Origin of the sequence: Streptomyces sp. NBC_00582 (assembly GCF_036345155.1) — a bacterium.
Lineage (GTDB): Bacteria > Actinomycetota > Actinomycetes > Streptomycetales > Streptomycetaceae > Streptomyces.
The window spans coordinates 3765712-3791533 of record NZ_CP107772.1 but is presented as its reverse complement, the minus strand read 5'-3'; the positions used below and the strand labels follow the sequence as shown (position 1 = coordinate 3791533).

Here is a 25822-nt window from a genome sequence, read left to right as displayed (position 1 = left end):
GGAGGGTCACAAGGTGGCCTAGGGGGGTGAATCGGCCATATCGTCGTTTGCGTGATCCGGTCCGTCTCGCCTCCGGCAGGGGCGAGGACAACACCGGTACGGTGCTGGATGACCGGGCGTACACAGCCGTACGTCCATCCCGCGAACGCGCCACGCCGAGGTGGAATGTGAAGGCGATCCGTCGATTCACCGTCCGACCCCTTCTCCCCGAACCCCTCCGGCCGCTCAGTGACCTGGCCCGTAATCTGCGCTGGTCATGGCATGCGGACACCCGTGAACTCTTCCAGTCCGTCGACCCCGAGCGCTGGGCCGTCTCCGACGGGGACCCGGTACGGCTGCTCGGCGGCGTACGGCCGGAGCGCCTCGCCGAACTGGCCGAGGACCGCCGGTTCCTGCGCCGGCTGACCGCCGCCGTCGACGATCTGCACGACTACCTGACCGGCGACCGCTGGTACCAGACCCAGCCCGCCGTCGCCGATCTCCCCGCCGCCGTCGCCTACTTCTCCCCCGAGTTCGGCATCACCGCCGCCCTGCCCCAGTACTCCGGCGGCCTCGGCATCCTCGCCGGTGACCATCTGAAGGCCGCCAGCGATCTCGGCGTCCCCCTGATCGGTGTCGGACTCCTCTACCGCCACGGCTACTTCCGCCAGACCCTCTCCCGGGACGGCTGGCAGCAGGAGCACTATCCCGTCCTCGACCCCAACGAACTCCCGCTGACCCTGCTGAGGGAGGACGACGGCACCCCCGCCCGGGTCTCCCTCGCCCTGCCCGGCGGAAGGTCGCTGCACGCCCGCGTCTGGCTGGCCCGGGTCGGCCGCGTCCCCCTGCTGATGCTCGACTCCGACGTCGAGGAGAACGACCACGGCGAGCGCGGGGTGACCGACCGGCTCTACGGCGGCGGCAGCGAACACCGGCTGCTGCAGGAGATGCTGCTCGGCATAGGAGGTGTCCGGGCGGTACGGACGTACTGCCGGCTCACCGGGCACGCCCCGCCCGAGGTGTTCCACACCAACGAGGGGCACGCGGGTTTCCTGGGCCTGGAGCGGATCGCCGAACTCTGCGACACCGGCCTGGACTTCGACTCGGGGCTGGAGGCGGTCCGCGCGGGGACCGTGTTCACCACCCACACCCCCGTCCCGGCCGGCATCGACCGCTTCGACCGCGAGCTGGTCGCCCGCCACTTCGGCGCCGACGCCGAACTCCCGCGCATGGACGTCGACCGCATCCTGCGCCTCGGCATGGAGACCTACCCGGGCGGCGAACCCAACCTCTTCAACATGGCCGTGATGGGCCTCAGGCTCGCCCAGCGGGCCAATGGGGTCTCGCTGTTGCACGGTCATGTCAGCCGGGAGATGTTCTCCGGCCTCTGGCCCGGCTTCGACCCCGACGAGGTGCCGATCACCTCCGTCACCAACGGGGTGCACGCCCCGACCTGGGTCGCCCCCGAGGTGCTGAGGCTCGGCGCCCGCCGGGTGGGCGCCCAGCGTGCCGAGGACGCGCTGGCCGTCGGCGACGGCGACCGCTGGGACGTCGTCTCCGGCGTCTCCGACCAGAGCATCTGGGACCTGCGGCGCGTGCTGCGCGAGCAGCTGGTGGTGGAGGTACGCAAGCGGCTGCGGGCCTCCTGGCGCCAGCGGGGCGCGGGCACGGCCGAACTGGGCTGGATCGACGGCGTCCTGGACCCGGACGTCCTCACCATCGGCTTCGCGCGCCGCGTCCCGTCGTACAAGCGTCTGACGCTGATGCTGCGGGACCGCGACCGTCTGATGGACCTTCTCCTGCACCCGACGCACCCGATCCAGATCGTGGTCGCGGGCAAGGCGCACCCGGCGGACGACGGCGGCAAACGCCTGGTCCAGGAGCTGGTCCGGTTCGCCGACGACCCGCGGGTCCGCCACCGGATCGTCTTCCTCCCCGACTACGGCATGGCGATGGCGCAGAAGCTCTACCCGGGCTGCGACATCTGGCTCAACAACCCCCTGCGCCCCCTGGAGGCCTGTGGCACGAGCGGAATGAAGGCGGCGCTCAACGGCTGTCTGAACCTCTCCGTCCTGGACGGCTGGTGGGACGAGTGGTTCCAGCCCGACTTCGGCTGGGCCATCCCCACCGCGGACGGCGCCGGCACCGACCCCGACCACCGCGACGACATCGAGGCGGCGGCGCTGTACGACCTCCTGGAACAGCGCATCACGCCCCGCTTCTACGAACGGGGCCGTGCGGGTCTGCCCGACCGCTGGATCGAGATGGTGCGCCAGACCCTCACCCTGCTCGGCCCGAAGGTCCTGGCCGGCCGGATGGTCCGCGAGTACGTCGACCGCCTCTACGCCCCGGCCGCCCAGGCGCACCGTGCGATGAGCCCCGACACCGCCCGTGAACTGGCGGTCTGGAAGGCGCGGGTGCGCTCCGCCTGGCACGCGGTGACCGTCGACCACGTCGAGACCTCGGTCGCCACCACCACCGCGGAACTCGGCACCACACTCGCCCTCCGGGTCCGGGTGGGTCTCGGCGAGCTCGCCCCCGAGGACGTCGAGGTGCAGGCCGTCTCCGGCCGCGTCGACGAGGAGGACCGCATCACCGACGCGGCCACCGTCCCCCTGAAGGCCGCCTCCGGCCCCGACCTGGAGGGCCGCTGGCTCTACGAGGGCCCCCTCTCCCTGGACCGCACGGGCCCCTACGGCTACACGGTCCGCATCCTCCCGTCCCACCGCCTCCTCGCCTCCGGCGCGGAACTGGGGGTGCTGGCGGTGCCGGGGGAGGACGGGGTGGAGGGGGCGGGGGTGTTGATGCGCTAGCGGTACACCGGGGCGAGGACGTCGGGCGGCGTCAGTGCCTGCCCGACGCCCTCGCGCGCAGCAGGACGCGCGGGTGCGCCGGCGCGGGGCGGCGGTCCTACGGCTGTCCGTCCGCGCACAGCCCCCGCAGCACCGTTCCGCACCGCCGGGCGTACGCCTGCTGCAGCCCCCGGGTCGCCGGTCCCGCCGCCCGGGCGTACCACTTCGCCGCGCGGCTGAAGGCCGAGACCGTCAGCCAGACCGTGCCGTCGCCGGTGCGGTCGACGAGGAAGGACTCCTCACCGCTCTCCGGGTGGCCGGCGAGGGTGCCGTAGGCCCAGCCCGCGCGGCGGTGTTCGTCGGCCGTCCATATGACGCGGCAGGGGGCCTTGATCAGGCCGGCCAGGATGATCGTGACGTCCACGTCGGGGGCCGCGCGGTCCGCCGGGGTGTCGACGCCGACGCCCATCGCGCGGTGCATCTCCCAGGTCATGACGGCGTCCGCCGCGCGCCGGAAGAGGTCGTGGCCCTCGCCGATGCGGGTGCGCACGTGCAGGGGGTGGAAACCGGGCGGGCAGAAGCCGGGGCGGTCGCGGGTCGCGCCGACGTCGTCGTAGGTGAAGTCCTTGGGCGGCATGGGAGACAAGGGTAGGGCGGTACCCGGGGATGCCTTCGTCCCGGGTACCGCCCCACCTCGTGCTTCAGGTCGTCAGCCGGTGACGTTGACCGCCGTCCAGGCCGCGGCGACCGTGGCGTACTCGGTGCTGCTGGAGCCGTACAGGGCCGACGCCGCGCTCAGGGTCGCCGTGCGGGCGCCCTTGTAGTTCGTCGTCGAGGTCATGTACGTCGTCAGCGCCTTGTACCAGATCTGCAGCGCCTTGGCGCGGCCGATGCCGGTGATCGTGGAGCTGTTGTAGGTCGGCGAGTTGTAGGTCACGCCGTTGATCGTCTTCGAGCCGCTGCCCTCGGACAGCAGGTAGAAGAAGTGGTTCGCGACACCGGACGAGTAGTGGACGTCCTTGCTGCCGACGGAGGAGGACCAGTAGTCCGACGAGCCGCCGTCCTTGCTGGGCTTGTCCATGTAGCGCAGCGGGGTGCCGTCGCCGTTGATGTCGATCTTCTCGCCGATGAGGTAGTCACCGGGGTCGTTGGAGTTGGCCGCGTAGAACTCCACGCCCGTGCCGAAGATGTCCGAGGTGGCCTCGTTGAGGCCGCCGGACTCGCCGGAGTAGTTCAGGCCCGCGGTGTTCGCGGTGACGCCGTGGCTCATCTCGTGGCCCGCCACGTCCAGCGAGGTCAGCGGGTTGACGTTGCCCTCGCCGTCGCCGTACGTCATGCAGAAGCAGCTGTCGTCCCAGAACGCGTTGACGTACGCGTTGCCGTAGTGCACGCGGGAGTAGGCGGCCACGCCGTTGTTCTTGATGCCGCTGCGGCCGAAGGTCGACTTGTAGAAGTCCCAGGTGACCTGGGCGCCGTAGGCGGCGTCGACGGCGGCGGTCTGGTCCGTGGTGGAGCTGGAGGCCGCGCCGGTGCCCCAGGTGTCGTCGGCGTCGGTGAACAGGGTGCCCGCCGAGGAGGACGTGCCGTGCGCCTTGTTGTACGTCTTGTGGCCGCCGCGGGTGCCGTCGGTCAGCTGGTACGTCGAGCCCGACAGAGTGGTGTTCAGGCTGACGGTGCCGGAGTACAGGCTCTTGCCGGTGCCGGTCTCGATGCCCTGGTACTCGTAGAGCTTCTTGCCGGTGGCCGCGTCGGTGACGACGTGCAGCTCGTTCGGGGTGCCGTCGTCCTGGAGGCCGCCGACGACCGTCTCGTAGGCGAGGACCGGCTTGCTGCCGTTGCCCGCCCAGATCACCTTGCGGGGAGCGTTGTCGGCCGCGGTCTTGGCCGAGCCGGCGGCCTTGGCGAGGGTCAGCGCCTGCTTCTCCGCCTTGGCGGCGGTGACGACCGGCTTGAGCGAGGCGACCTTGATGGTGGTCTTCGTCGCCTTGGTGACGCCCTTGTTCGCGCCGGAGGCCGACTCGTGGACGACCAGGTCGCCGCCGAGCACCGGCAGGCCCGCGTAGGTCCGCTCGTAGCGCGTGTGGACCGTGCCGTCCGCGTCCTTGACGACGTCCCGGACGACCAGCTTCTCCTTGGTGCCGAGGCCTATCTCCTGCGCGGTCGCGCTCGCGTCGGCCTGCTTGTCCTTGATCAGCGCGGTGCGCGCGGAGGCGGAGAGCGCGGTCGGCGCGGCCGACGGCTTGGCGGCGGCGTCCGTGGCGGTCGGGGCGGCCACGGCACCGGAGGTCAGACCGGTGGTCACCAGGGCTCCGGCCGCGACAGCGGTGGCGATCGCCAGGGTGGTGCGCTTGTGACGCGCGTAGAGGGAGGTCACACAAGCTCCTTGGGTGTGGGGGTGCCCGGACGGCGTGGGGATGCCGACCGAAGCTGTGGTGAAGTTGTGCGGCGGTTGCCAGGAAGCCTCGCATCAAGGTCGCGTACATGTCAGGACCCCCATCTGATGTTGGCTGAAAATCGACGAGCGAATGAACATTGCCGGAATGTAAACCGACTTGACCTCGGTAAAGGGCCAACAGGTCGAGGGCAATCGGATGGCAAAAAGCAATGCAACAAGGTCAGTGAAAGGCCGATAAAAGGGGCGCCGCCCCGAGGGTGCGAACCCCGGAGCGGCGCCCTGTGAGCAGCCTGTCGGCGACCTACGGGAAGGTCAGCTTCCAGCTGTTGATGTAGCCGGTGTCGACGGCCGCGTTGTCCTGGACCCGCAACTGCCAGACCCCGTTGGCGACCTCGGACGAGGCGTTCACCGTGTAGGTGGTGCTGATGTTGTCCGTGCTGCCGCCGGTGCCGTACGCCTTCAGCGTGTACGCCGTGCCGTCGGGGGCGACGAGCTGCACCTGGAGGTCACCGATGTAGGTGTGGACGATGTCCACCCCGACCTGGAGGTTGGAGGGCGCGTTGCCCGTCCGGCCGGAGACGGTGATCGACGAGGTGACCGCCGCCCCGTTGTCCGGGATCGACACGTCGGCGGTGTTCTCGAAGGAGGTGCCACCGCCGCCTCCGCCGCCGGGCCGCGAGCCGACCGCCACGCCTGCCCAGGCGTTGGCCACCGCGGTGTACTCGGCGCTCGTCGTGCCGTACAGCTCACCGGCCGCCGCGAGGGTGCCGGTGCGGGCGCCCGCGTAGTTGGTGGTCGAGGTGAACTTCGTGGTCAGGGCGCGGAACCAGATCTTCTCCGCCTTGTCCCGGCCGATGCCGGTGACCGCGAGGCCGTCCGCGGTGGGCGAGTTGTAGGTGACACCGTTGATCGTCTTGGTGCCGCTGCCCTCCGAGAGGAGGTAGAAGAAGTGGTTCGCCGGGCCGGACGAGTAGTGCACGTCGACCGAGCCGATCCCGGAGTACCAGCTGTCCTTCGACGAGCCGTCCTTGCTCGGCTTGTCCATGTACCGCAGCGGCGTGCCGTCGCCGTTGATGTCGATCTCCTCGCCGATGAGGTAGTCACCGACGTCCGAGGCGTTGTTGGCGTAGAACTCCACCGACGTGCCGAAGATGTCCGAGGTGGCCTCGTTGAGGCCGCCGGACTCGCCGGAGTAGTTCAGGCCCGCGGTGTTGGAGGTGACGCCGTGGGTCATCTCGTGGCCGGCCACGTCGATCGCCGTCAGCGGGTGGGTGTTGCCCGAGCCGTCGCCGTACGTCATGCAGAAGCAGCTGTCCGACCAGAACGCGTTGACGTAGTTGTTGCCGTAGTGGACCCGCGAGTACGCGCCCACGCCGTCGCCGCGGATACCGCTGCGCCCGTGCACGTTCTTGTAGTAGTCCCAGGTCAGGGCCGCGCCGTAGTGGGCGTCGGCGCCCGCGGTCTCCGCGTTGGACGCGGCGCCGTTGCCCCAGACGTCGTCGGAGCCGGAGAACAGCGTGCCGGTGCCGGAGGTGCCCCGGTTGAGGTTGTACGTCTTGTGGTTGCCGCGGGCCGCGTCGGTCAGGTTGTACGTCGACCCGGACTGCGTGGTGCCGAGCGTCACCGTGCCGCTGTACATGGTGTTGCCGGTGCCGGTCTCGATGCCCTGGTACTCGTAGAGCTTCTTGCCGGTGGCCGCGTCGGTGACGACGTGCAGCTCGTTCGGGGTGCCGTCCTCCTGGAGGCCGCCGACGACCGTCTCGTACGCGAGGACCGGGGTGCCGTTCGCCGCCCAGATCACCTTGCGCGGCGCGCGGTGCGTGTCCGCCTTCTCGGCGCCGTCCGCCTTGGCCAGCGTCAGGGCCTGCTTCTCCGCCTTGGCCGCGGTGACAGTGGGCGTCAGCGAGGCGACCTTGATGGAGGCCTTCGTCGCCCTGGTGACGTCCTCGGTCGCGCCGGACTTCGCCTTCTCGACGACCAGGTCGCCGCCGAGGACGGGCAGCCCGGCGTAGGTGCGCTCGTAGCGCGTGTGGACGGTGCCGTCCGCGTCCTTGACCACGTCACGGACGACGAGCGCCTCCTTGGCGCCGAGGCCCAGCTCCCTGGCGGTGGCCGCCTTGCCGGCGTCGGCCTTGCGTATCAGCTCGGCGCGCTGGGCGGGGGTGAGCCGGACCGACTCGGCGCCGGGGCGGGCCTGGCCGGCCGCCGGAGCCTTCTCCGGGGCGGCGGTGGCCGCGCCCGACTGCACGGCGGCGGCGATCAGCGCGGAGACACCGACGAGGGCGACGGCCGCGGCCTTGCGGTACGGGGTGTGGGAGGTGCGTCTGCGAGAGGAACTGCTTCTCAACACTGACTCCTTCTGCGCGGCCGCGGATCACGCGGCCTGGGGAGACCGGCCGGCGGGTGGGCCGTCCGGACACGACTGGGCGGTACGCAGAACGGTGTAGCTGTGGGGTTGCTGTGAAGTAGCAGTGGGAAGAGTGGCAGTGGATTGCGCTGTCTGTCAGGAGCGCGTCAGGAATTTGGCCGGAAACGGTCCGTTGTCCGGGAGTTCATGTTCGTTATCCGGACGAGTCGGGCGGGTTCACCCGCCGTGCCAGGTCCCCCACAGCGCCGCGTACGCCCCGCCCGCCGCCACCAGTTCCTCGTGCGTACCGAGCTCGGTGAGCCGGCCGTCCTCCATCACCGCCACCCGGTCCGCGTCGTGCGCGGTGTGCAGCCGGTGCGCGATCGCGATGACCGTACGCCCGCGCAGCACGGCGGCCAGCGCGCGCTCGGTGTGCCGGGCCGTGGCCGGGTCCAGCAGGGCCGTCGCCTCGTCCAGGATCAGCGTGTGCGGGTCGGCCAGCACCACCCGGGCCAGGGCGAGTTGCTGCGCCTGTGAGCCGTCCGTGCGCACGCCCGAGCCGCCCAGACCGGTGTCGAGGCCGTCGGGCAGTTCCCGCACCCAGCCGTCCGCGCCGACCGCGGCCAGCGCCGCCCACAACTCCTCGTCGGGGGCGCCCGGTTCGGCGATCAGCAGGTTGTCCCGGACCGTGCCGAGGAAGACGTGGTGCTCCTGGGTGACCAGCACGACCTGCCGGCGCAGCGCCTCCGGCGCCAGCTCGGCGACCGGCACCCCGCCCACCGTCACCGTGCCGGCGGTCGGCGCGTCCATGCCCGCGAGGAGCCGGCTCAGCGTGGTCTTCCCGGCGCCGGACGGACCGACCACCGCGAGCCGCTCCCCGGGCGTCACCGTCAGGTCCACCCCGCGCAGCACCTCGCCGCCGCGTTCGTAGGCGTACCGCACCCCGATCACGTCGATCCGGTCGTCCGCCGGGGTCCGCCCGGTGTCCTCCGCGCCCCCGGGCACCCGCGCGAGCCCCTCCACCCGGGCGAACGAGGCGGTGCTCGACTGCAGTTGCTCGACCCTGATCAGGATCTCGTCCAGCGGCTCGGTGAACTGCCGCAGATACAGCGCCGCCGCCACCACCGCGCCCAGACTCACCACCCCCCGCGCCTGCAGCACCCCGCCGAGCAGCAGCACACCGGCCACCGGCAGCGCGTACGACACCTCCACGACCGGGAAGAACACGCTCCGCAGATACAGCGTGTGGAAACGGGTGCGGCGCGCGGTCGCGAGCGTGCCCCGGCTCACCGCCGTGCGCCGCTCCCCGAGCCGGAACGTCTCGACGGTACGGGCGCCGGCCGCGGTCGAGGCGAGGGCCTCGGCGACCTCCGAGTCCGCCGCGCCCTGGGTGAGATAGGCCGAGCGGGCCCGGCGCAGATACCAGCGCAACGCGCACCAGATCGGGGTCAGGCCGAGCACTCCGACCGCGCCGAGCAGCGGGTCGATCACGAACACCGCGGCGAGCATGAACAGCGCCTGCACCCCGCACACCAGCAGCTCGGGCCCGGCGTCCCGCAGGGTCGTGCCGACGGCCGCCACGTCGGCGGTGCCGCGCGTGGTCAGATCTCCGGTGCCGGCCCGCTCCACGACCGACGCGGGCAGGGCCAGCGCCCGGTCGACGAACTCCTCCCGCACCCGGGCCAGCGTCCGCTCACCGAACCGGTGCCCCGCGTAGCGCGCCCAGCGGACCAGCAGCAACTGGGCGAGCGCGCACAGCACGATCGCGAGGGCCAGCCGGTCCACGGTCGCGAGCCCGGCCCCGGCGCGCACCTCGTCGATGATCCGGCCCAGCAGCCAGGGCCCGGCCAGCCCCACGCCGGCGGCCAGCGCGTTCAGCGCCAGCGCCCCCGCCACGGCCCGGGCGTCGGCCCGCACCAGCCGGCCCGCGGCCCGCCGCACCTCGGCCGTCCCGGCGATCGGCAGCCGCCCCTCACCGGCCGTCACCTCACCGGCCGTCGTCCCACCCGCCGTCATCGCACCGCCTCCTCGGAGCTCTCGGCGTCCCGTGCCACCAACTCCCGGTAGCCCGGCTCCCGTTCCAGCAGCTCCCGATGGGTTCCGACGGCCGCCACCTTGCCGTCGGCCAGATAGAGCACGCTGTCCGCGTGGTCGAGGACCAGCGGGGACGTCGTCGTGACGACCGTCGTACGGCCGCTGCGGGCGGCCCGCAGCCGTTCGGCCACCGCCGCCTCCGTGTGCGCGTCCAGCGCCGAGGTGGGTTCCACGGCCAGCAGCACCTCGGGGTCGGCCAGCAGCGCCCGCACCAGCCGGACCCGCTGCCGCTGCCCGCCGGAGAGACTGCGCCCCTGCGCGGTCACCCGCGTCTCCAGCCCCTCGGCCAGCCCCTGGACGACGTCGTCGGCGGCCGCCGCCCGTACCGCCCGCCGTATCTCCTGCGGGCCGGGGTCCCGGTGTCCCGCCACCACCTCGCGCAGCCGGCCCGCGAACAGGTCGCTCTCGTTGTCCGCGACCAGGATCCTGGCCCGCACCTGGGCGAGCGGGACCGCGTCCAGCCGCACCCCGCCCCAGGTGACCTCGGTCGGCCCCAGCCGCCCCAGCCGGTCCACCAGCGCGATCAGAGCGGCCGGCCGCGCCCCGACCAGCGCCGTCAGCCGGCCCGGCGTCACCCGCACCCCGGAGACGGGGTCGTGCAGCACCGCCGGCTCCGCGGGCGCCTCGGCCGTCCCGGTGTCCGGGGCGGGCTCCAGCCGCAGCAGTCGTACGACCCGGTCGGCGGCCACCACACCCCGGCTCAGCTCGTAGCCCATGTCGACCAGGAACGCCACCGGACCCACCAGCACCGCGACATAGCCGTACACCGAGACCAACTGGCCCACCGTCAGCTCCCCCTGGACGGCCAGCCGCACCGCGAGCCAGGTCACCACCGCGAGGAACAGCCTCGGCAGGCCCACGCCGAGCGACTGGAGCCAGCTCGCGGTCGAGCCCACCCGGTAGCCCTGCTCCCGCAGCCGCCCCGAGTCCCGCCGGAACCCGTCCGCGAACAGGCCCTTCCCGCCCAGCCCGTTGAGCACCCGCAGCCCGCCCGCCAGATCCCCGATCCGCGCGGTGAGCACGCCCTGCCGCTCCCGGTACTCGCCCTCCGCGCCCCGCAGCCTGCTCATCAGCGGTCCGACGAGCACGGCGACCACCGGCATGCCGACCAGGACGACGGCCGCGAGCAGCGGTGACACGGAGAACAGCAAACCGGCGACGAAGAGACAGACGACCACCGAGCCCACCCCCGGCCCGATCACCGTCAGCGCGTTGGCGATGGTGTGCACGTCGCCCACGCCGATGGTGACGACCTCCCCGGCCCCCACCTGGCGCCGCAGGGCGTCGCCCAGCCGCACCGCCTGCCGGACGGTCACCTTCGTGGTGCGGAAGTAGGCGTCCATCCGCAGCCGGGTCATCGTGCGGTGCCGCATGATGCTCACCCACGCGTTGGACGCGCCGACCGCGACCAGCGCGGCCGTCCAGCCGGCGAGCACCGCCGTGTCACCGGTCTGCAGGCCCTCGTCCACCGCCTTCGACAGCAGGTACGGCGAGACCGCCATCAGCACCATCCAGATGCTGGACAACGCCGCGCCGGCGACCCCGCGCCAGGGCTGGCAGCGCACCAGCCAGGCCAGATAGGCCCAGCCGCTGCGACAGTCGGGGGTGCCGGGATCCCCGTACGCGTCGACCGCCGCGTCCCCCCGCCGCACCCTCACGCGAGACTGTCCCGCCAGGCCCGGTGCAGGTCCGCGAAGCGGCCCCTGCCCGCGATGAGGTCCGCCGGTGCGCCGTCCTCGACGATCCGTCCCCGCTCCATCACCAGCACCCGGTCGGCGATCTCCACCGTCGACAGCCGGTGCGCGATCACCACCGCCGTACGGCCCTGGAGCACCGTCGCCATCGCCGCCTGCACGGCCCGCTCCCCGGGGATGTCGAGCGAGCTGGTCGCCTCGTCCAGGATCAGCACCGCCGGATCCGCGAGCAACGCCCGGGCGAACGCCACGAGCTGCCGCTGCCCCGCGGAGATACGGCCGCCCCGCTTGCGGACGTCCGTGTCGTATCCGTCGGGCAGGGCGCTGATGAACTCGTGCGCGCCGATCGCCTTCGCCGCCCGCTCGATCTCCTCGCGGGTGGCGTCCGGCCGCCCGATGGCGATGTTCTCCGCGACCGTGCCGGAGAACAGGAACGCCTCCTGCGTCACCATGATCACCCCGCGTCGCAGCTCGGGCACCGCGAGGTCGCGCAGATCGACGCCGTCGAGCAGCACCCGCCCCGCGGAGGGGTCGTAGAAGCGGGCCAGCAGCTTGGCCAGGGTGGACTTGCCCGCGCCGGTGGAGCCCACGACGGCGACGGTCTGCCCGGCGGGCAGGGTGAGGTCGAACAGCGGCAGGACCTCGCCGCCGGTGCGGTAACCGAAGGACACCGCGTCGAACACGACCTCACGGCCGGGCAGCTCGCCCCGGAGCGCGGGAAGCTCCTTCGGCACGGAGGGCTCGGGCACCGACGGCGTCTGCGCGAGCAGCCCGGCGATCTTCTCCAGGGAGGCCGCCGCCGACTGGTAGGAGTTGAGGAACATGCCGAGCCGGTCGATCGGGTCGTACAGCCGCCGCAGGTACAGCACCGCCGCCGCCAGCACACCGAGGGCCAGCGTGCCGCCCGCCACCCGGTAGGCGCCCCACAGGACGATCAGCGCGACGGCCGCGTTGGCGACGACCCGCGAGCCGACGACATAGCGGGCCATCTCCAGCAGCGCGTCGCCGTTCGTCCGCTCGTGCCGCCGGTTGAGGATCCGGAAGTCGGCGTCGTTGACGGCCTCGCGGCGGAACGCGCGCACCGGACGGATGCCGTTCATCGTCTCCACGAACTTCACGATCACGGCCGCGATCGCGGTGGACCGGGCGGTGTACACCCGCCCCGCGCGCCGCTGGTAGAGCCGGACCAGCAGGTACAGCGGCACGAACGACGCGACGGCGACCGCGCCGAGGCCGAGGTCCAGCCAGAGCAGCATCGCCGAGATGTACAGGAAGGACAGCACCACCGTCACCAGCTCCTGCAGGCCCTCGTTGAGGAGCTCGCGCAGGGACTCCACGTCCGTGGTGGAGCGGGAGATGAGCCGGCCGGAGGTGTAGCGCTCGTGGAAGTCGACGCTGAGGGCCTGGGCGTGGCGGAAGATACGGCCGCGCAGATCGAGCAGCACGTCCTGGTTGACGCGGGCGGCGGCGATCAGGAACGCGTACTGCAGGGCGCCGGAGGCCAGCGCGCACACCAGATAGCCGACGGCCACCGCGACCAGCGGACCGTGGTCGCCGTCGCGGAAGGCCGGTACCGCGCGGTCGATGGCGTATGCCACGAGCAGCGGGCCCGCCTGCACGGCCGCCTGCTGGAGCAGCAGCAGGAGCGTGGTCAGGGTCACCCGCGCCTTCATGGGGGCGAGCAGGGAGCGCAGCAGGGTGCCGGTGGCGCCGGGCGGGGTGGGCAGGACGTCCTTGTCGAAGGGGTCGTCGGCGGTCCGCACGGGCAGGTCCTCGGGGCGGGCGTCGGCGGTGGCGGACGAGGCGGTGGGGGAGGAGCCGGTGGGGGAGGAGGTCGTGGGGGTACTCATCGGTCGTCCTCCTGGCGGCCGTTTCCTGACATGAGGTGGGCGTACTCGGGGTTGGCGCGCAGCAGTTCCTGGTGGGTGCCGACGGCGGTGATCCGGCCGCCGGAGAGCAGGGCGACCCGGTCGGCGAGCAGCACGGTGGACGGGCGGTGGGCCACGATCAGCGCGGTGGTGTCGGTGAGGACCTGGCGCAGCGCGGCCTCCACGGCGGCCTCCGTGTGGACGTCCAGCGCGGACAGCGGGTCGTCGAGCACGAGGAACCGGGGCCGTCCCACGACGGCTCTGGCCAGTGCCAGCCGCTGTCGCTGGCCGCCGGAGAGGCTGAGCCCCTGCTCGCCCACCTGGGTCGCGGTGCCCTGCGGCAGGCTGTGCGCGAACTCGGCCTGGGCGACCCCGAGCGCCCGCTCCAGCTCGGCGGCCCCGGCCTCGTCGTCCGCTCCCATCAGCACGTTCTCCCCGACGCTCGCCGAGAACAGCGTCGGCTCCTCGAAGGCGACGGCGACCTTGGCGCGCAGTTCCTCGCGGGTCATCGCGGTGATGTCCTCGCCGTCGAGCGTGATCCGCCCGGCGGTCAGTTCGTGCAGCCGGGGGACGAGGGCGGTGAGGGTGGTCTTGCCGCTGCCGGTGGCGCCGACGAGGGCCATGGACTCCCCGGGCCGGATGTGCAGGTCGACGAGGTCCAGGGTGGGGGGCGAGGTGGGTTCGGCGTCGGGATAGCGGAAGACGACCCCGTCGAAGCGGAGCCCGTCGCCCGCCGCCGCCCCTCCGGTGCTCTGGGCGACCGCCCGGGACTCCGGCTCCTCGTCCATCACCTCGAAGTACCGCTCGGTGGCCGTCGCCGCCTCCTGGCTCATCGCCAGCAGGAACCCGATGGAGTCGACGGGCCAGCGCAGCGCGAGGGCCGTCGACAGGAAGGCGACGAGCGTGCCCGCGGACAGCTCCCCGTCCGCCACCTGGACGGTGCCGAGCACCAGCGCCGCCCCGATCGCCACCTCCGGCAGGGTCACGATGACGGCCCAGATCGCGGCCAGCAGCCGGGCCTTGCGCAGTTCCGTCCCGCGCAGGGTCGACGACAGCTCGCGGAAGGCGCGCGCCTGGCTGCGGTGCCGGCCGAACCCCTTGATGATCCGGATCCCGAGCACGCTCTCCTCGACGACCGTCGTCAGATCGCCGACCTGGTCCTGGGCGCGCCGCGCCACGACCGCGTAGCGGTGCTCGAAGATCACGCACATCACCATGACGGGAAGGGCGGGCCCGAGGATCACCAGTCCCAGGGACCAGTCCTGGAGCAGCATGATGATCACGCCGGCGAGGATGGTCACCCCGTTGACCAGCAGGAACGTCAGCGGGAAGGCGAGGAACATCCGCAGCAGCATCAGATCCGTCGTCGCCCGGGACAGCAGCTGTCCCGAGGCCCACCGGTCGTGGAAGGCCACCGGCAGCCGCTGTAGATGTGCGTAGAGCTCCGCCCGCATCTCGGCCTCGACATGCGAGAGCGGGCGGGCCACCAGCCAGCGCCGCAGCCCGAACATCCCGGCCTCCACGAGCCCGAGCAGCAGCAGGTACAGCGCGCCGAGCCAGACGCCCGCCGGGTCCCGGTCGGCGACCGGACCGTCCACCATCCACTTCAGGACGAGCGGGATCACCAGCCCCACGAGGGAGGCGACGACGGCCACGGCCGCGGCGCCGAACAGCCGCACCCGCACCGGCCGCACATACGGCCACAAGCGCAGCAACGTCCGCACCGCGGACCGGTCCTTGGTGGTTGCACGTGTCGTCGACATCACCAGCGAGCCTACGGATCGCTACTGACATCGCCCAAGGGGTTTTGGTCCGGTCCGGGTCGGGCGTTGGTCCTACGACCTGCGTGTTCGAGGGGTCGTACCCCTTGCGGGTGAAACTCGCGTGGGTGACGGGACCCCGCGTGCTCAGCGGTCCGCGACGCGCATCTCGAACCAGGTCGTCTTGCCGCGCGGCAGCAGGTCCACACCCCAGCGGTCGGAGAGCTTGTCGACGAGGAAGAGGCCGCGGCCGCTGACGTCCAGCTCCTGGACCGGCATCAGACAGGGCAGTCCGCGGGAGGGGTCGCGGACCTCGACGCGGATCCAGCCGCGGCGCCGGCGCAGCCTGAGGCCGAAGACACGGGCACCGGTGTGGCGTACGGCGTTGCCGACGAGTTCGGAGACGAGGAGGACGGCGTCCTCGGTCATCTTGGGGGACAGCCCCCACTGGCGCAGGACGACGACCTGGGTGAGCCGGCGGGCCGTGGCGGCGGACTCGGGGCGCGAGGGGAGCGGAACCTCACCCTCCGTGGGGTTGCCGAACAACTCCAGGGCCTTCAGCGCCCGTTCGTCCTCGACCCCAGGCGACCAGCGTGCCGCGGCCACGCGCCCGTGCCCCCGCGGCTGTTCGATACCCTCCAGCCCCGCCATGCCCCCATCATGGCCGCCCGGAGTGTCCTGCGGGGCCGTTCCGCCGGAATACGCCCCCCGGGCGCCCCCCCTCCGACGAGCTGCCCCCGGCATGTGCCGGAGGCAGTTCAAAGCCCGGAGCGCCCCCGTTGACCTGCGGTGACGGCTCCTGTGCAGGCAAGGGCCGGACTCCCTCGACAAGGCGGGCTCAGGGTCGTCCCAAGGTTCCCATGAACCGCCCCTTCGAGGGACCCGGATGAGACACTCCGTCAATTGCAAGAGGCGACAGCCCCGTTCGGGGAGACCCGCCTCACAGGAACTTGGCCTTGCCCGGCCCCTCCTCGACGAAGCTCCGCATACCGATCTCCCGGTCGGCGGTGGCGAACAGACCCGCGAACCAGTTGCGTTCGACCGCGAGGCCGGTGTCGATGTCCGTCTCCAGGCCCGTGTCGATCGACTCCTTGGCCGCCCGCAGCGCGATCGCCGGACCCTGCGCCAGCTTCGCGGCCCACGCGTGGGCCTCCGTGTACACGTCGGCCGCCGGGACGACCCGGTCCACGAGGCCCAGGGTGAGCGCCTCGTCCGCCTTCACCATCCGCCCGGTGAAGACGAGGTCCTTCGCCTTGGAGGGGCCGACCAGCCGGGCGAGGCGCTGGGTGCCGCCCGCGCCGGGGATCAGCCCGAGCAGGATCTCCGGCTGGCCCAGCTTGGCGTTGTCGGCCGCGATCCGGAAGTCGGCGCAGAGGGCGAGCTCGCAGCCGCCGCCCAGCGCGTAGCCCGTGACGGCCGCCACGACCGGCTTGGGGATCCGGGCCACCGCGGTGAAGGAGTCCTGCAGGGCGCGGGCGCGCAGGACCATCGCGGTGTGGTCCATGTCCTGCATCTCCTTGATGTCCGCGCCCGCCGCGAACACCTTCTCCCCGCCGTACACCACGACGGCGCGGACGTCGTCCCGGCGGGTCGCCTCCTCGGCCAGCTCCTTGAGCCGGTCCTGCGTGGCGACGTCCAGGGCGTTCATGGGCGGGCGGTCGAGGCGGATCGTGCCGACGCCTTCGGCGACTTCGAGATGAACGGTCATGGCAGCAGGTTAACCACCATTAACGACGGCGGGCCCGGTGCCGTTGGTCACAGCACCGGGCCCGTCAGGAAGGGGTCCTACTTGGTCCAGTCGGCCCAGGAGAGGTTCCAGCCGTTGAGGCCGTTGGCCGGGTCGACCGTCGGGTCGGTGGAGTTCTTCACGGTCACCACGTCGCCGATCATCGAGTGGTTGAAGAACCACGCGGCCGGGACGGAGCCGTCGTAGCCGCCGCGGACGTCGCGCAGACCGATGCAGCCGTGGCTGGCGTTGTAGTTGCCGAAGGCGTCGCCGCCCCAGTAGTTGCCGTGCACGAAGGTGCCGGAGTTGGTCAGCCGCATGGCGTGCGGGACGTCCTTGATGTCGTACTCGCCGTCGTAGCCGACGGTGTCGCCGTTCATCCGGGTCACCGTGAACTTCTCACTGATGACCATCTGGCCGTTCCAGGTGGCGTAGCCGGGCTTGCCCGTGGTGACCGGGATGGTCTTGTAGAGCTTGCCGTCCCGCATGACCTTCATCGTGTGCTTCTTGGCGTCCACGATCGACACCTGGCTGCGGCCGATGGTGAAGGAGACGGTCTTGGACTGCTTGCCGTAGACGCCCTTGCGGCCCTCGACGCCGTCCAGGTTCAGCTTGACGGTGACCTTGGTGCCGGCCTTCCAGTACTGCTCGGGGCGGAAGTCCAGACGGTCGTTGCCGAACCAGTGGCCCTGGACGTCGACGGCCGGCACGGTCGTGATCTCGATGGCCTTCTTCACGTCGTCCGGCTTGGTGATGCCGCGCGTGAACCGGACCGAGAACGGCATGCCGACGCCGACGGTGGAGCCGTCCTCCGGCGTGAAGTTGCCGATGAAGGTGTTCTGCGGGCTGAGCGTGGTGAAGGAGGAGTCCTCGGCCGCCGTACGGCCCTCGGAGTCCTTCGCGACCGCGTGCACCTGGTAGGTCGTCGAGGCGGCGAGGTGCGTGGCGGGCGCCCAGCCGCTGCCGTCGGCCGAGATGGTGCCCTTGACCGCCGTGCCGTCGTCGTCCTTCACGGTGACCTCGGTCAGCTTGCCCCGGGAGGCGCTCACCTTCAGGACGCCGCTGGTGTCGACGTCCTTGGCGCCGGTCTTCGGCGCGATCGTGACGACCGCCTCGGACTGCTTGCTCCCGGCCGCCGCCGCCGTGCTGCCCTTGTCGTCCTTGCCCTTGGCGTCGGACCTGGAGTCCGAGCCGCCGCCCCCGCCACACGCCGTGACGGCGAGCAGCATCCCGCCGACGATCAGCGCCAGCCGCCTGTTGCGGCCGCGTGAGCGCCCCGCGATCGACGCCCCCGATATCGGTCGCACGTTCAAGTCGTTCTCCCCTCCCAGGGCCTGGTCAGGCCCCCACCCCCGCGCTTCCCGCGCGATCATTTGCGCATATTAACCGCACGGTTTTGAGCTGCGTGTCAGGTGAATGTCACCGTTCTGTCGCAACTAGGACCATGGTCACGCGGGGAGGGTTGCACGGCGGGGAGAGGTTTTCAGAGCGGGCTATTCGGCGCTTTCCGTCGTCCACTCCTCCCAGCTCAGGTTCCAGCCGCCGAGCCCGTTGTCCGGGGCGACCTCCTTGTCCTTGCTGTGGACCACCTCGACCACGTCACCGATCAGCGAGCGGTCGAAGAACCAGCCCGCGGGCGTGTCCGAGCCGCCCCCCTTGACGTCCCTCAGCCCCACACAGCCGTGGCTGACGTTGGCGTTGCCGAAGACGTCCGGCTCGGCCCAGTAGTTGCCGTGCAGGAAGGTGCCGGACTCGGTCAGCCGCATGGCGTGCGGCACGTCCGGGATGTCGTACTCGCCCTTGCCGTCCTTCTTCCTGAAGCCGACCGTGGCCCCGTTCATCCGGGTCAGTTCGAGCATCTCGGTGACGACCATCTTCCCGTTGTACGTCGTCGTCCTCGGGGCCCCGGCCGTGACGGGCACGGTGGCGATCAGATCGTCCTCGCGCCACACCTTCATCGTGTGCTCCGCCGCGTCGACGAGGGAGACCTGGCTGCGGCCGACGGTGAAGGAGAACGTCTTGTACTGCAGCCCGTAGACCCCGGGCGCGCCCTCCACGTCCCGCAGCCTCAGCGCGACCGTGACCTTGGTGCCGGGCTTCCAGTACTGCTCGGGGCGGAAGTCGAGGCGGCCGCCTCCGAACCAGTGCGGCCGGATCTCCACGGCCGGCTCGGCGGTCACCTCGATCGCCCGCTGCACGGCGGCCCGGTTCTCGATCTCCCGGCTGAAGCCCAGGGAGACGATCATCCCGGTGCCGACCGTCGAGCGGTTCTCCGGGGTGACGTATCCGATGAAGCGCTTGTCCGGGACGTAGGTGGTGAAGCTGGTGTGGCGGGCCGAGCGGTCGCCGTCGCCGTCCCGGGCCACGACGTCGACCGTGTAGCGGGCGGCCAGCGCCAGCCGGCCGGCGTCCGGCCGCCAACTGCGCCCGTCCGCGGAGATCCGGCCCGGCACCGGCGTCTCCTGGGCGTCCTGCGACCGCACCACCTTCACCGACTCCAGCCGCCCGTCCGGCACCCGGACCAGCAGCCCCGTCTCCGGGCGCACGCCCTTGGCGTGGTCGTCGGGGCTCACCCGGATGACGTCCTCGCGGGCCGCCGGTCTGCCGAGCATCCGGTCCAGCCCGTCTCCGCCGTCGCCCGTGCAGCCAGCGGCCCCGGCCAGAAGTCCGGCCCAGGTCACTACGGCGGCCACTGCGACGCCCGCGCGCCGTGCGCGCCCATGTACGTGCCTCACGACATGCCCAACGACCGGGTGCGCCCCGGGGAAACGTGAGTGCGAGGCGCGCTCTGGGCAGAACAGGGGGAGGACGACGGCGCGAGGTGGCGGCGGCCGGGACGCCGCACGCCCGCCCCGTACGTCGTACCCACGAGCCGCGGGAGGCTGAACGGTGTCCAGCGCAGCCGAGCAGGAGGCGGTGGCGGAGCAACGCGCCACGCCGGACACCCGACTGAACGGGGTGTCCCAGAAGGTGCCCGGCGTCCCCGTGCGCCCGGGCGCGCCCACCCCGCTCGGCGCCCGCTTCCGGGTCGGCCCGGACGGGGTCGCGGGGACCAACTTCGCCCTGTGGGCGGGCGGCGCGGAGGCCGTCGACCTGTGCCTGTTCGACGAGTCCGGCCGGGAGACGCGCGCCGCGCTGACCGAGCTCACGCACGAGATCTGGCACGGCTTCGTCCCGGGCGTGATGCCCGGCCAGCGCTACGGCTTCCGGGTGCACGGCCGCTGGGACCCGTGGACCGGCGGCCGCTGGAACCCGGCGAAGCTGCTCCTCGACCCCTACGCCCGCGCGGTCGACGGGGAGTTCACCCTCCCTTCCGAGGTGTACGGGCACGTCAGGGACTGGCCCCAGCAGCAGGTCGCGGACACCGTCCGCGACGAACGGGACTCGGCGCCGTACGTCCCGAAGGGCGTCGTCGTCCATGACGACGACGACTGGGCCGACGACCGCCGCCCCAAGACCCCGTGGGCCGACTCGGTCCTCTACGAACTGCACGTCAAGGGCTTCACCCAGCGCCACCCCGGCATCCCCGAGGAACTGCGCGGCACCTACGCCGGACTGGCCCACCCGGCGGCGATCGAGCACCTCGTGGAGCTGGGCGTCACGGCGGTGGAACTGCTCCCCGTCCACCAGTTCGCCCACGAGGACCACCTCCTGCGCCGCGGCCTGAGGAACTACTGGGGCTACAACTCCATCGGCTACTTCGCCCCGCACGCCGGCTACGCCTCCTCCGGTACGACGGGACAGCAGGTCGGCGAGTTCAAGCGGATGGTGCGCGCCCTGCACGCCGCCGGCATCGAGGTCATCCTGGACGTCGTCTACAACCACACCGCGGAGGCGGGCGAACTCGGCCCCACCCTCTCCCTGAAGGGCATCGACAACCGCGGCTACTACCGCCTGCAGTCCGACGCCCGCCGCTACGCCGACTACACGGGCTGCGGCAACACCCTGCACGTGGTGCAGCCGCACGTGCTCAGGCTGATCACGGACTCCCTGCGCTACTGGGTCACCGAGATGGGCGTGGACGGCTTCCGCTTCGACCTCGCCGCCGCCCTGGCCCGCTCGATGCACGACGTCGACATGCTCTCCCCGTTCCTCGCGGTGATCGCCCAGGACCCGGTGCTGCGGCGGGTGAAGCTGATCGCGGAGCCCTGGGACGTGGGCTCGGGCGGCTACCAGGTGGGCGCCTTCCCTCCCCTGTGGACCGAGTGGAACGACCGCTACCGCAACGCCGTGCGCGACTTCTGGCGGCACGCGCTGCCCGACGTCCGCGAGATGGGCTACCGCCTGTCGGGCTCCAGCGACCTGTACGCCTGGGGCGGCCGCCGCCCGTACGCCTCGGTCAACTTCGTGACCGCCCACGACGGCTTCACCCTCCGTGACCTCGTGTCCTACGACCGCAAGCACAACGAGGCCAACGGCGAGGGCAACCGGGACGGCACCGACGACAACCGGGCCTGGAACTGCGGGGTGGAGGGGGAGACCGACGACGAGCGGGTGCGGGCGCTGCGGCGCAGGCAGCTACGGAACCTCCTCACCACCCTGCTGCTGTCGACCGGTGTGCCGATGCTGGTCGCGGGCGACGAGTTCGGCCGCACCCAGGGCGGCAACAACAACGCGTACTGCCAGGACAACGAGACCGGCTGGGTGGACTGGAGCCTGCTTCAGGAGCCCGGATGGCGGGCGCTGTGCGAGCTGACCTCCCGTCTGATCGCGCTGCGGCACCGGCATCCCGTGCTGCGCCGCCGCGCGTTCTTCTCCGGCCGGGCCCACTCGGCGGACGGGCTGCGGGACCTGGCCTGGTTCACCGCGCGGGGCACGGAGATGACCGAGGGCGACTGGTACGCCCCCGCCGCGACCCTCGGCATGTACCTCTCCGGCCGGGACATCCCGGGCCGCGACGAACGGGGCGCCCCCATCACCGACGACAGCTTTCTCGCGGTCCTGCACGCCGGTGACCGCCCGGTGAGCTTCGTCCTGCCCGGGCCGCCGTGGGCGGAGCGCTACGAGGTGGTCGTCGACACCTCGCGGGAGGAGCAGACGCGGGCGCCGGGGGTCGTCCACCGGGCGGGGGAGGCGGTCACGGTGCCGGCGCGGGCGGTGGTGCTGCTGCGGGTGGCGGGCTGAGCCGCCGCCGCTCCCAGCACTCCGTCAGCTCCCGCACCTCGTCCTCGAACCGCGCGTCGAGGAACGACGTCGGCGCGGGCAGGGTCGTACGGCGGCCGTCCGCGAGATGGGCGACGACCTGGCTCACACCGAAACGGCGGCGGACCTCCAGGCGTTCGACGCCGGCCCAGGGGAGGGCGCGGCGCCCGCCGTGCACCACGACCAGGGCGTCCTCGGTGAGGGTCACCCCGCGGGTGCGTCCCGTCAGCGTCAGGACGACGACCCCGACGAGGGACCAGCCGAGCAGGTGCCCCAGCTCGCCCACGCCCATCGGGTCGCCGGTGACCAGGCGGCCGGCGTACAGCAGCACCGACGCGGCCAGGAAGCCGAGGGCGCCGGGGAGGGCGCGCTGCGCGGTGCCGAGCCGGAACGAACGTCCGGAGCCCCGCGCGGCCCGAAGAGCGGAGGAGTCCACGTCGACCACCGTTCACTGAGGGGCTCCAGCGTGGCACGGCGGGCCGGCCGGTGTGCGGGGGGCCGGGCCCGGCCGACGCCTCCTCCGGCCGCCACGCGGGGGAATGAGCCTGTTTCTTACTGTTTGCCCCTTAAATGGTGCGGGTGACTTCGACCGACCGCCGTGCCGCGCTGCGGGCGGGCGCCGGACTGGTCGCCGGGGGCGCGTTCGCCGGTGCGTGCTCCACGTCCGGCTCCGCCTCCGGACCCTCGTCCGGCGCGCCCCCCGGCCCGCCCTCCTCCGTTCCGTCCGGCTCGCCCTCCTTCGGGCCCTCCGCCCCCACGAGCCCGCGCGCCGCCCCGGCCCCCCGGGCCTTCCCCGGACAGCCGGCCCAGATCACCCACGGCCCCCGCGGCCGCCCCCGGGTCGCCCTCACCTTCCACGGGCAGGGTGAACCGGCCCTCGCCGAGACCCTCCTGGGGGAGGCCGAGCGGCACGGGGCGCGCGTCACCGTCCTCGCCGTCGGGACCTGGCTCGACGCCCACCCGGGCCTCGCCCGCCGGATCCTCGACGGCGGCCACGACCTCGGCAACCACACCCACCGGCACCTCGACATCAACGCCATGCCCGAGGCGCGGGCGCGCGCCGAGATCGAGGAGTGCGCCCTGCGGCTCAAGCGGCTCACCGGCTCGGTCGGGACCTGGTTCCGGCCCTCCCGCACCGCCCGCGCCTCCCCGCTCGTCGAACGGCTGGCCCGCGCCGCCGGCTACCCCCACGTCCTGTCCTACGACGTCGACTCCCTCGACTTCACCTCACCCGGCGCCACCGCCGTCACGGCCAACGTCCTGCGCGAGGTCCGCGACGGATCCGTCGTGAGCCTGCACTTCGGGTACGCGGACACCGTCGCCGCGCTCCCCGCCGTACTGGACGGACTCACCCGCCGCGGACTGCGCGCGGTCACCACCACGGAGCTGATCGGCTGATGCGACCCCCCCTCCTCACCCGCGCCCTGCTCACCGCCGCCGCCCTCACCGCCCTCGCCGCCTGCGGGGGCCAGGCCGACGACGGGCCCGACCGGTCCGCCACCAAGGCCGCCGTCCCCGCCCCGGTGAAGAAGAAGCCGGTCGTCGACGGGCTGCCCGGGATGCCACCCGTCCTCGACCCGAAGGACGTCTACGCCGCCGACCGCCCCAACAAGCTGTCCCCGGTGGTCAGGGACTTCCCGTCCCGCGTCTACGTCCCCAACACCGAGTCCGACACCGTCTCCGTCATCGACCCGAAGACGTACGAGGTCATCAAAACCCTGCGCGTGGGACGACAGCCGCAGCACGTCGTGCCCTCCTGGGACATGAAGACGCTCTGGGTCAACAACGACCGCGGCAACACCCTCACCCCCATCGACCCGCGGACGGGGAGGACGGGCGAGCCGGTCGACGTCCACGACCCGTACAACCTGTACTTCACCCCCGACGGCAAGTACGCCGTCGTCATGGCCTCCCTCGACCGGGAACTCGTCTTCCGCGACCCGCACACCATGAAGCGGATCAAGACCGAACCGGTCACCTGTTACGGCGTCAACCACGCCGACTTCTCTCTCGACGGGCGGTACTTCATCGTGTCCTGCGAGTTCAGCGGAGAGCTGCTGAAGGTCGACACCCGGAAGATGAAGGTGATCGGACAGCAGAAACTGCCCTTCAAGGGCGCCATGCCGCAGGACGTCAAGATCTCACCCGACGGCAAGCGGTTCTACATCGCGGACATGATGGCCGACGGCCTGTGGATCCTCGACGGCGACAGCTTCGCCCAGCCGTCCTTCCTGCACACCGGCAAGGGCACCCACGGCCTGTACGTCAGCCGCGACTCCCGCGAGATGTACGTCTCCAACCGCGGCGAGGGCACGGTCTCCGTCTTCGACTTCGCGCAGGGCGAGGTCACCAGGAAGTGGCGGCTGCCCCAGGGCGGCAGCCCCGACATGGGCGGAGTCTCGGCGGACGGCAAGGTCCTGTGGCTCTCCGGCCGCTACGACGCCGAGGTGTACGCCCTCGACACCCGCACCGGCCGCCAGCTCGCCCGCATCCCCGTCGGCAGCGGCCCGCACGGCCTCGCCGTCTATCCCCAGCCCGGCCGCTACTCCCTCGGCCACACCGGCATCTTCCGCTAGGGGGTGCGGGCGGTCAGCAGCAGTTCCGCGCCCACCGGCACATATCCCGCCGCCTGGAACGCCCGTACGCTGCGGGCGTTCCCCGGGGCGACCTGGGCCCACACCGGCTCGTCGGCGAGATGCCGGGCGGCGGTCACCAGCAGCCGGCCGAGGCCCCGGTGCCGTAGCGGCTCGGTCACCTCGACCGACACCTCCAGCCGCCCGCCGATCCCGCGCCCCGTCACCAGCACCCCGCCCTCCGCCGACCAGGCGCGCACGTCGTGACGCCGGCGCAGGGCGTACCGGATACGGGGGTGCTCCCGGTCCTCGATCTCCGTCAGCGGCGGCGACGGCGGCGGCCCGCCCGGCAGCGGGGACCCCACCAGCATCGCGTCGATCGTCTCCGCCGTACGCCCCGTGCGCTCCATCAGCGCCGCGAGGAAACGCGGGTTCATCGAGGCGGACAGAGCGTCGCAGTCCACGGCGCGCAAGGTGTCGTGGACCCACTGCGGATCCTCGTCCGTGAAGACCACCGAGTGCGCGGTGAAGGCGAGGACGCCCGCGTCGCGCGGGGACTGCTGCGGGACGACCGTCGTCCGGCCGTCCTCCGGCGGGAAGACGCCGTGCGCCGCCCCGTCGAGAATGTCCCGCAAGGTCTCCACCGCACCGCTCCTCGAGTCTCCACCCGCTGGAAGGCACAGACTCGCAGATCGATCCGCACCCTGCGCGAGCTGGGCCTCGGCCTCGCGGACGTCCGCCGGGTGCCGGCGGGGGAGCGGACGGTCGCGGAGGTGCGGCGGCACACGTGTCCGCGCTGGACGCGCGGATCCGGTCGCTGAAGGTGGCGCGCGCGGTGCTGTCGAGCGTGGCCCGGCGTGGTTCCACAGCGGAGGAGACGACCCTGATGCACCAGCTCGCACGGCTGTCGGCGGCCGAACGGCAGCGGATCATGGAGGAGTTCGTGGAGGCCCTGCACGGACTCGACACGGTCGGCCCGGACATCCGGGAACGGCTGCGGCGCACCGCCGTCGATCTCGACGACGATCCGACGACGGAGCAGGTGGACGGTGGAGCCGGCCGAGATGCTCCAGGACCCGCACTTCCGGGCCCAGATGCGCCGGGCCGTCGAGTTCGACGCGGCCGACCGGACCCCGCAGGCCCCGCGCGGGCAGGCCATGTGGTTCGCCAAGCGGCTGGTCGAGCTGGTGGGCCCGCTGCGCGAGCGCGGCATCGAGCCCGGCGCGCCCGAGGCGGAGGAGGCGCTGCCGGAACTGTTCGGGGACGCCGACCGTGCCGCCGTACTGGACCGGATGACGGCCGGTTTCAACGAGCGGGTCGCGCGCTACCGCGAACTCCTCTCGATCGTGAACCGGCGGCCCGCGCCCCCGCACGCCGAGGACTTCGCCTGGGTGGTCGCTGCACTGCGGTCGCGGGCGGACGGTTAATCTGACCTGCGTCAGTACGACAGCA

General features: G+C 72.2%; 17 protein-coding genes and 1 pseudogene. 5 read left to right on the top strand and 13 right to left on the bottom strand.

Annotated elements, in window-relative coordinates; translation table 11 throughout:
• The first annotated feature begins 167 nt into the window (after nucleotides 1-167).
• Nucleotides 168-2792: a glycosyltransferase family 1 protein gene (locus tag OG852_RS16510; protein ID WP_133918112.1), complete on the top strand. Its 2625-nt coding sequence runs from the start codon at nucleotides 168-170 to the stop codon at nucleotides 2790-2792.
• 97 nt (nucleotides 2793-2889) lie between these two features.
• Here the strand turns inward: OG852_RS16510 and OG852_RS16505 are convergent, their stop codons facing one another.
• The 11 genes from OG852_RS16505 to OG852_RS16455 all read right to left on the bottom strand — a co-directional run bounded on the left by OG852_RS16505 (nucleotide 2890) and on the right by OG852_RS16455 (nucleotide 19390).
• The gene (locus OG852_RS16505; RefSeq protein ID WP_330348343.1) at nucleotides 2890-3408 is read right to left on the bottom strand and encodes a DUF1990 family protein; all 519 of its coding nucleotides are present in this window, start codon (nucleotides 3406-3408) and stop codon (nucleotides 2890-2892) included.
• 72 nt (nucleotides 3409-3480) lie between these two features.
• Nucleotides 3481-5145, bottom strand: a complete 1665-nt coding sequence (locus OG852_RS16500; RefSeq protein ID WP_133918114.1) for a M4 family metallopeptidase — start codon at nucleotides 5143-5145, stop codon at nucleotides 3481-3483.
• A gap of 322 nt (nucleotides 5146-5467) precedes the next feature.
• A complete protein-coding gene (locus OG852_RS16495; protein ID WP_133918115.1) occupies nucleotides 5468-7513 on the bottom strand; it encodes a M4 family metallopeptidase in 2046 nt (681 codons plus the stop codon).
• Between the two features lie 237 nt (nucleotides 7514-7750).
• Nucleotides 7751-9529, bottom strand: a complete 1779-nt coding sequence (locus OG852_RS16490; RefSeq protein WP_330348342.1) for an ABC transporter ATP-binding protein — start codon at nucleotides 9527-9529, stop codon at nucleotides 7751-7753.
• The gene (locus OG852_RS16485; RefSeq protein WP_330348341.1) at nucleotides 9526-11265 is read right to left on the bottom strand and encodes an ABC transporter ATP-binding protein; all 1740 of its coding nucleotides are present in this window, start codon (nucleotides 11263-11265) and stop codon (nucleotides 9526-9528) included. The genes OG852_RS16490 and OG852_RS16485 overlap by 4 nt, the downstream gene beginning before the upstream one ends.
• A complete protein-coding gene (locus OG852_RS16480; protein WP_330348340.1) occupies nucleotides 11262-13151 on the bottom strand; it encodes an ABC transporter ATP-binding protein in 1890 nt (629 codons plus the stop codon). Before OG852_RS16480 ends, OG852_RS16485 begins: the two co-directional genes overlap by 4 nt.
• Nucleotides 13148-14932, bottom strand: a complete 1785-nt coding sequence (locus OG852_RS16475) for an ABC transporter ATP-binding protein (protein WP_133918117.1) — start codon at nucleotides 14930-14932, stop codon at nucleotides 13148-13150. Before OG852_RS16475 ends, OG852_RS16480 begins: the two co-directional genes overlap by 4 nt.
• A gap of 144 nt (nucleotides 14933-15076) precedes the next feature.
• Nucleotides 15077-15580, bottom strand: coding sequence for an ATP-binding protein (locus tag OG852_RS16470; RefSeq protein WP_166663829.1), 504 nt, complete (start codon nucleotides 15578-15580; stop codon nucleotides 15077-15079).
• A 289-nt stretch (nucleotides 15581-15869) separates the two neighbouring features.
• Nucleotides 15870-16637 (bottom strand): enoyl-CoA hydratase/isomerase family protein, encoded by a 768-nt coding sequence (locus tag OG852_RS16465; protein ID WP_133918119.1) that lies wholly within the window; start codon nucleotides 16635-16637, stop codon nucleotides 15870-15872.
• A gap of 77 nt (nucleotides 16638-16714) precedes the next feature.
• Nucleotides 16715-17968, bottom strand: a complete 1254-nt coding sequence (locus OG852_RS16460; protein WP_330348339.1) for a L,D-transpeptidase — start codon at nucleotides 17966-17968, stop codon at nucleotides 16715-16717.
• Nucleotides 17969-18148: 180 nt separating this feature from the next.
• Nucleotides 18149-19390 carry a L,D-transpeptidase gene (locus tag OG852_RS16455; protein ID WP_133918121.1) on the bottom strand — a complete coding sequence of 414 codons (1242 nt, stop codon included), beginning with the start codon at nucleotides 19388-19390 and terminating at the stop codon, nucleotides 18149-18151.
• A gap of 154 nt (nucleotides 19391-19544) precedes the next feature.
• Between OG852_RS16455 and glgX the strand changes: the two genes are divergently transcribed.
• A complete protein-coding gene (gene glgX, locus OG852_RS16450; protein WP_133918122.1) occupies nucleotides 19545-21779 on the top strand; it encodes a glycogen debranching protein GlgX in 2235 nt (744 codons plus the stop codon).
• Here glgX and OG852_RS16445 read toward each other — a convergent pair.
• The gene (locus OG852_RS16445) at nucleotides 21733-22233 is read right to left on the bottom strand and encodes a hypothetical protein (RefSeq protein WP_133918123.1); all 501 of its coding nucleotides are present in this window, start codon (nucleotides 22231-22233) and stop codon (nucleotides 21733-21735) included. The two genes, glgX and OG852_RS16445, sit on opposite strands and share 47 nt — an antisense overlap.
• Before the next feature lie 134 nt (nucleotides 22234-22367).
• On the opposite strand from OG852_RS16445, the gene OG852_RS16440 reads away from it, so the two are divergent.
• Together OG852_RS16440 and OG852_RS16435 are read left to right on the top strand one after the other, a co-directional pair.
• Nucleotides 22368-23195: a polysaccharide deacetylase family protein gene (locus tag OG852_RS16440; RefSeq protein ID WP_330348338.1), complete on the top strand. Its 828-nt coding sequence runs from the start codon at nucleotides 22368-22370 to the stop codon at nucleotides 23193-23195.
• Nucleotides 23195-24373: a YVTN family beta-propeller repeat protein gene (locus tag OG852_RS16435; RefSeq protein WP_330348337.1), complete on the top strand. Its 1179-nt coding sequence runs from the start codon at nucleotides 23195-23197 to the stop codon at nucleotides 24371-24373. The genes OG852_RS16440 and OG852_RS16435 overlap by 1 nt, the downstream gene beginning before the upstream one ends.
• On the opposite strand, the gene OG852_RS16430 is transcribed toward OG852_RS16435, so the two are convergent.
• Nucleotides 24370-25014 carry a GNAT family N-acetyltransferase gene (locus tag OG852_RS16430; protein ID WP_330348336.1) on the bottom strand — a complete coding sequence of 215 codons (645 nt, stop codon included), beginning with the start codon at nucleotides 25012-25014 and terminating at the stop codon, nucleotides 24370-24372. The genes OG852_RS16435 and OG852_RS16430 overlap by 4 nt on opposite strands.
• Nucleotides 25015-25065: 51 nt before the next feature.
• Here OG852_RS16430 and OG852_RS16425 point away from each other — a divergent pair.
• Nucleotides 25066-25797, top strand: a pseudogene (locus OG852_RS16425) (MerR family transcriptional regulator); the annotation flags it as partial.
• Between the last annotated feature and the right edge of the window lie 25 nt (nucleotides 25798-25822).

Bases quoted from the DNA above. Each gene is read 5' to 3' on its own strand.
- OG852_RS16505 (WP_330348343.1), bottom strand. From the start codon at position 3,408: ATGCCGCCCAAGGACTTCACCTACGACGACGTCGGCGCGACCCGCGAC.
- OG852_RS16440 (WP_330348338.1), top strand. From the start codon at position 22,368: ATGGTGCGGGTGACTTCGACCGACCGCCGTGCCGCGCTGCGGGCGGGC.
- OG852_RS16465 (WP_133918119.1), bottom strand. From the start codon at position 16,637: ATGACCGTTCATCTCGAAGTCGCCGAAGGCGTCGGCACGATCCGCCTC.
- OG852_RS16480 (WP_330348340.1), bottom strand. From the start codon at position 13,151: ATGAGTACCCCCACGACCTCCTCCCCCACCGGCTCCTCCCCCACCGCC.
- OG852_RS16490 (WP_330348342.1), bottom strand. From the start codon at position 9,529: ATGACGGCGGGTGGGACGACGGCCGGTGAGGTGACGGCCGGTGAGGGG.
- OG852_RS16470 (WP_166663829.1), bottom strand. From the start codon at position 15,580: ATGGCGGGGCTGGAGGGTATCGAACAGCCGCGGGGGCACGGGCGCGTG.
- OG852_RS16475 (WP_133918117.1), bottom strand. From the start codon at position 14,932: ATGTCGACGACACGTGCAACCACCAAGGACCGGTCCGCGGTGCGGACG.
- OG852_RS16435 (WP_330348337.1), top strand. From the start codon at position 23,195: ATGCGACCCCCCCTCCTCACCCGCGCCCTGCTCACCGCCGCCGCCCTC.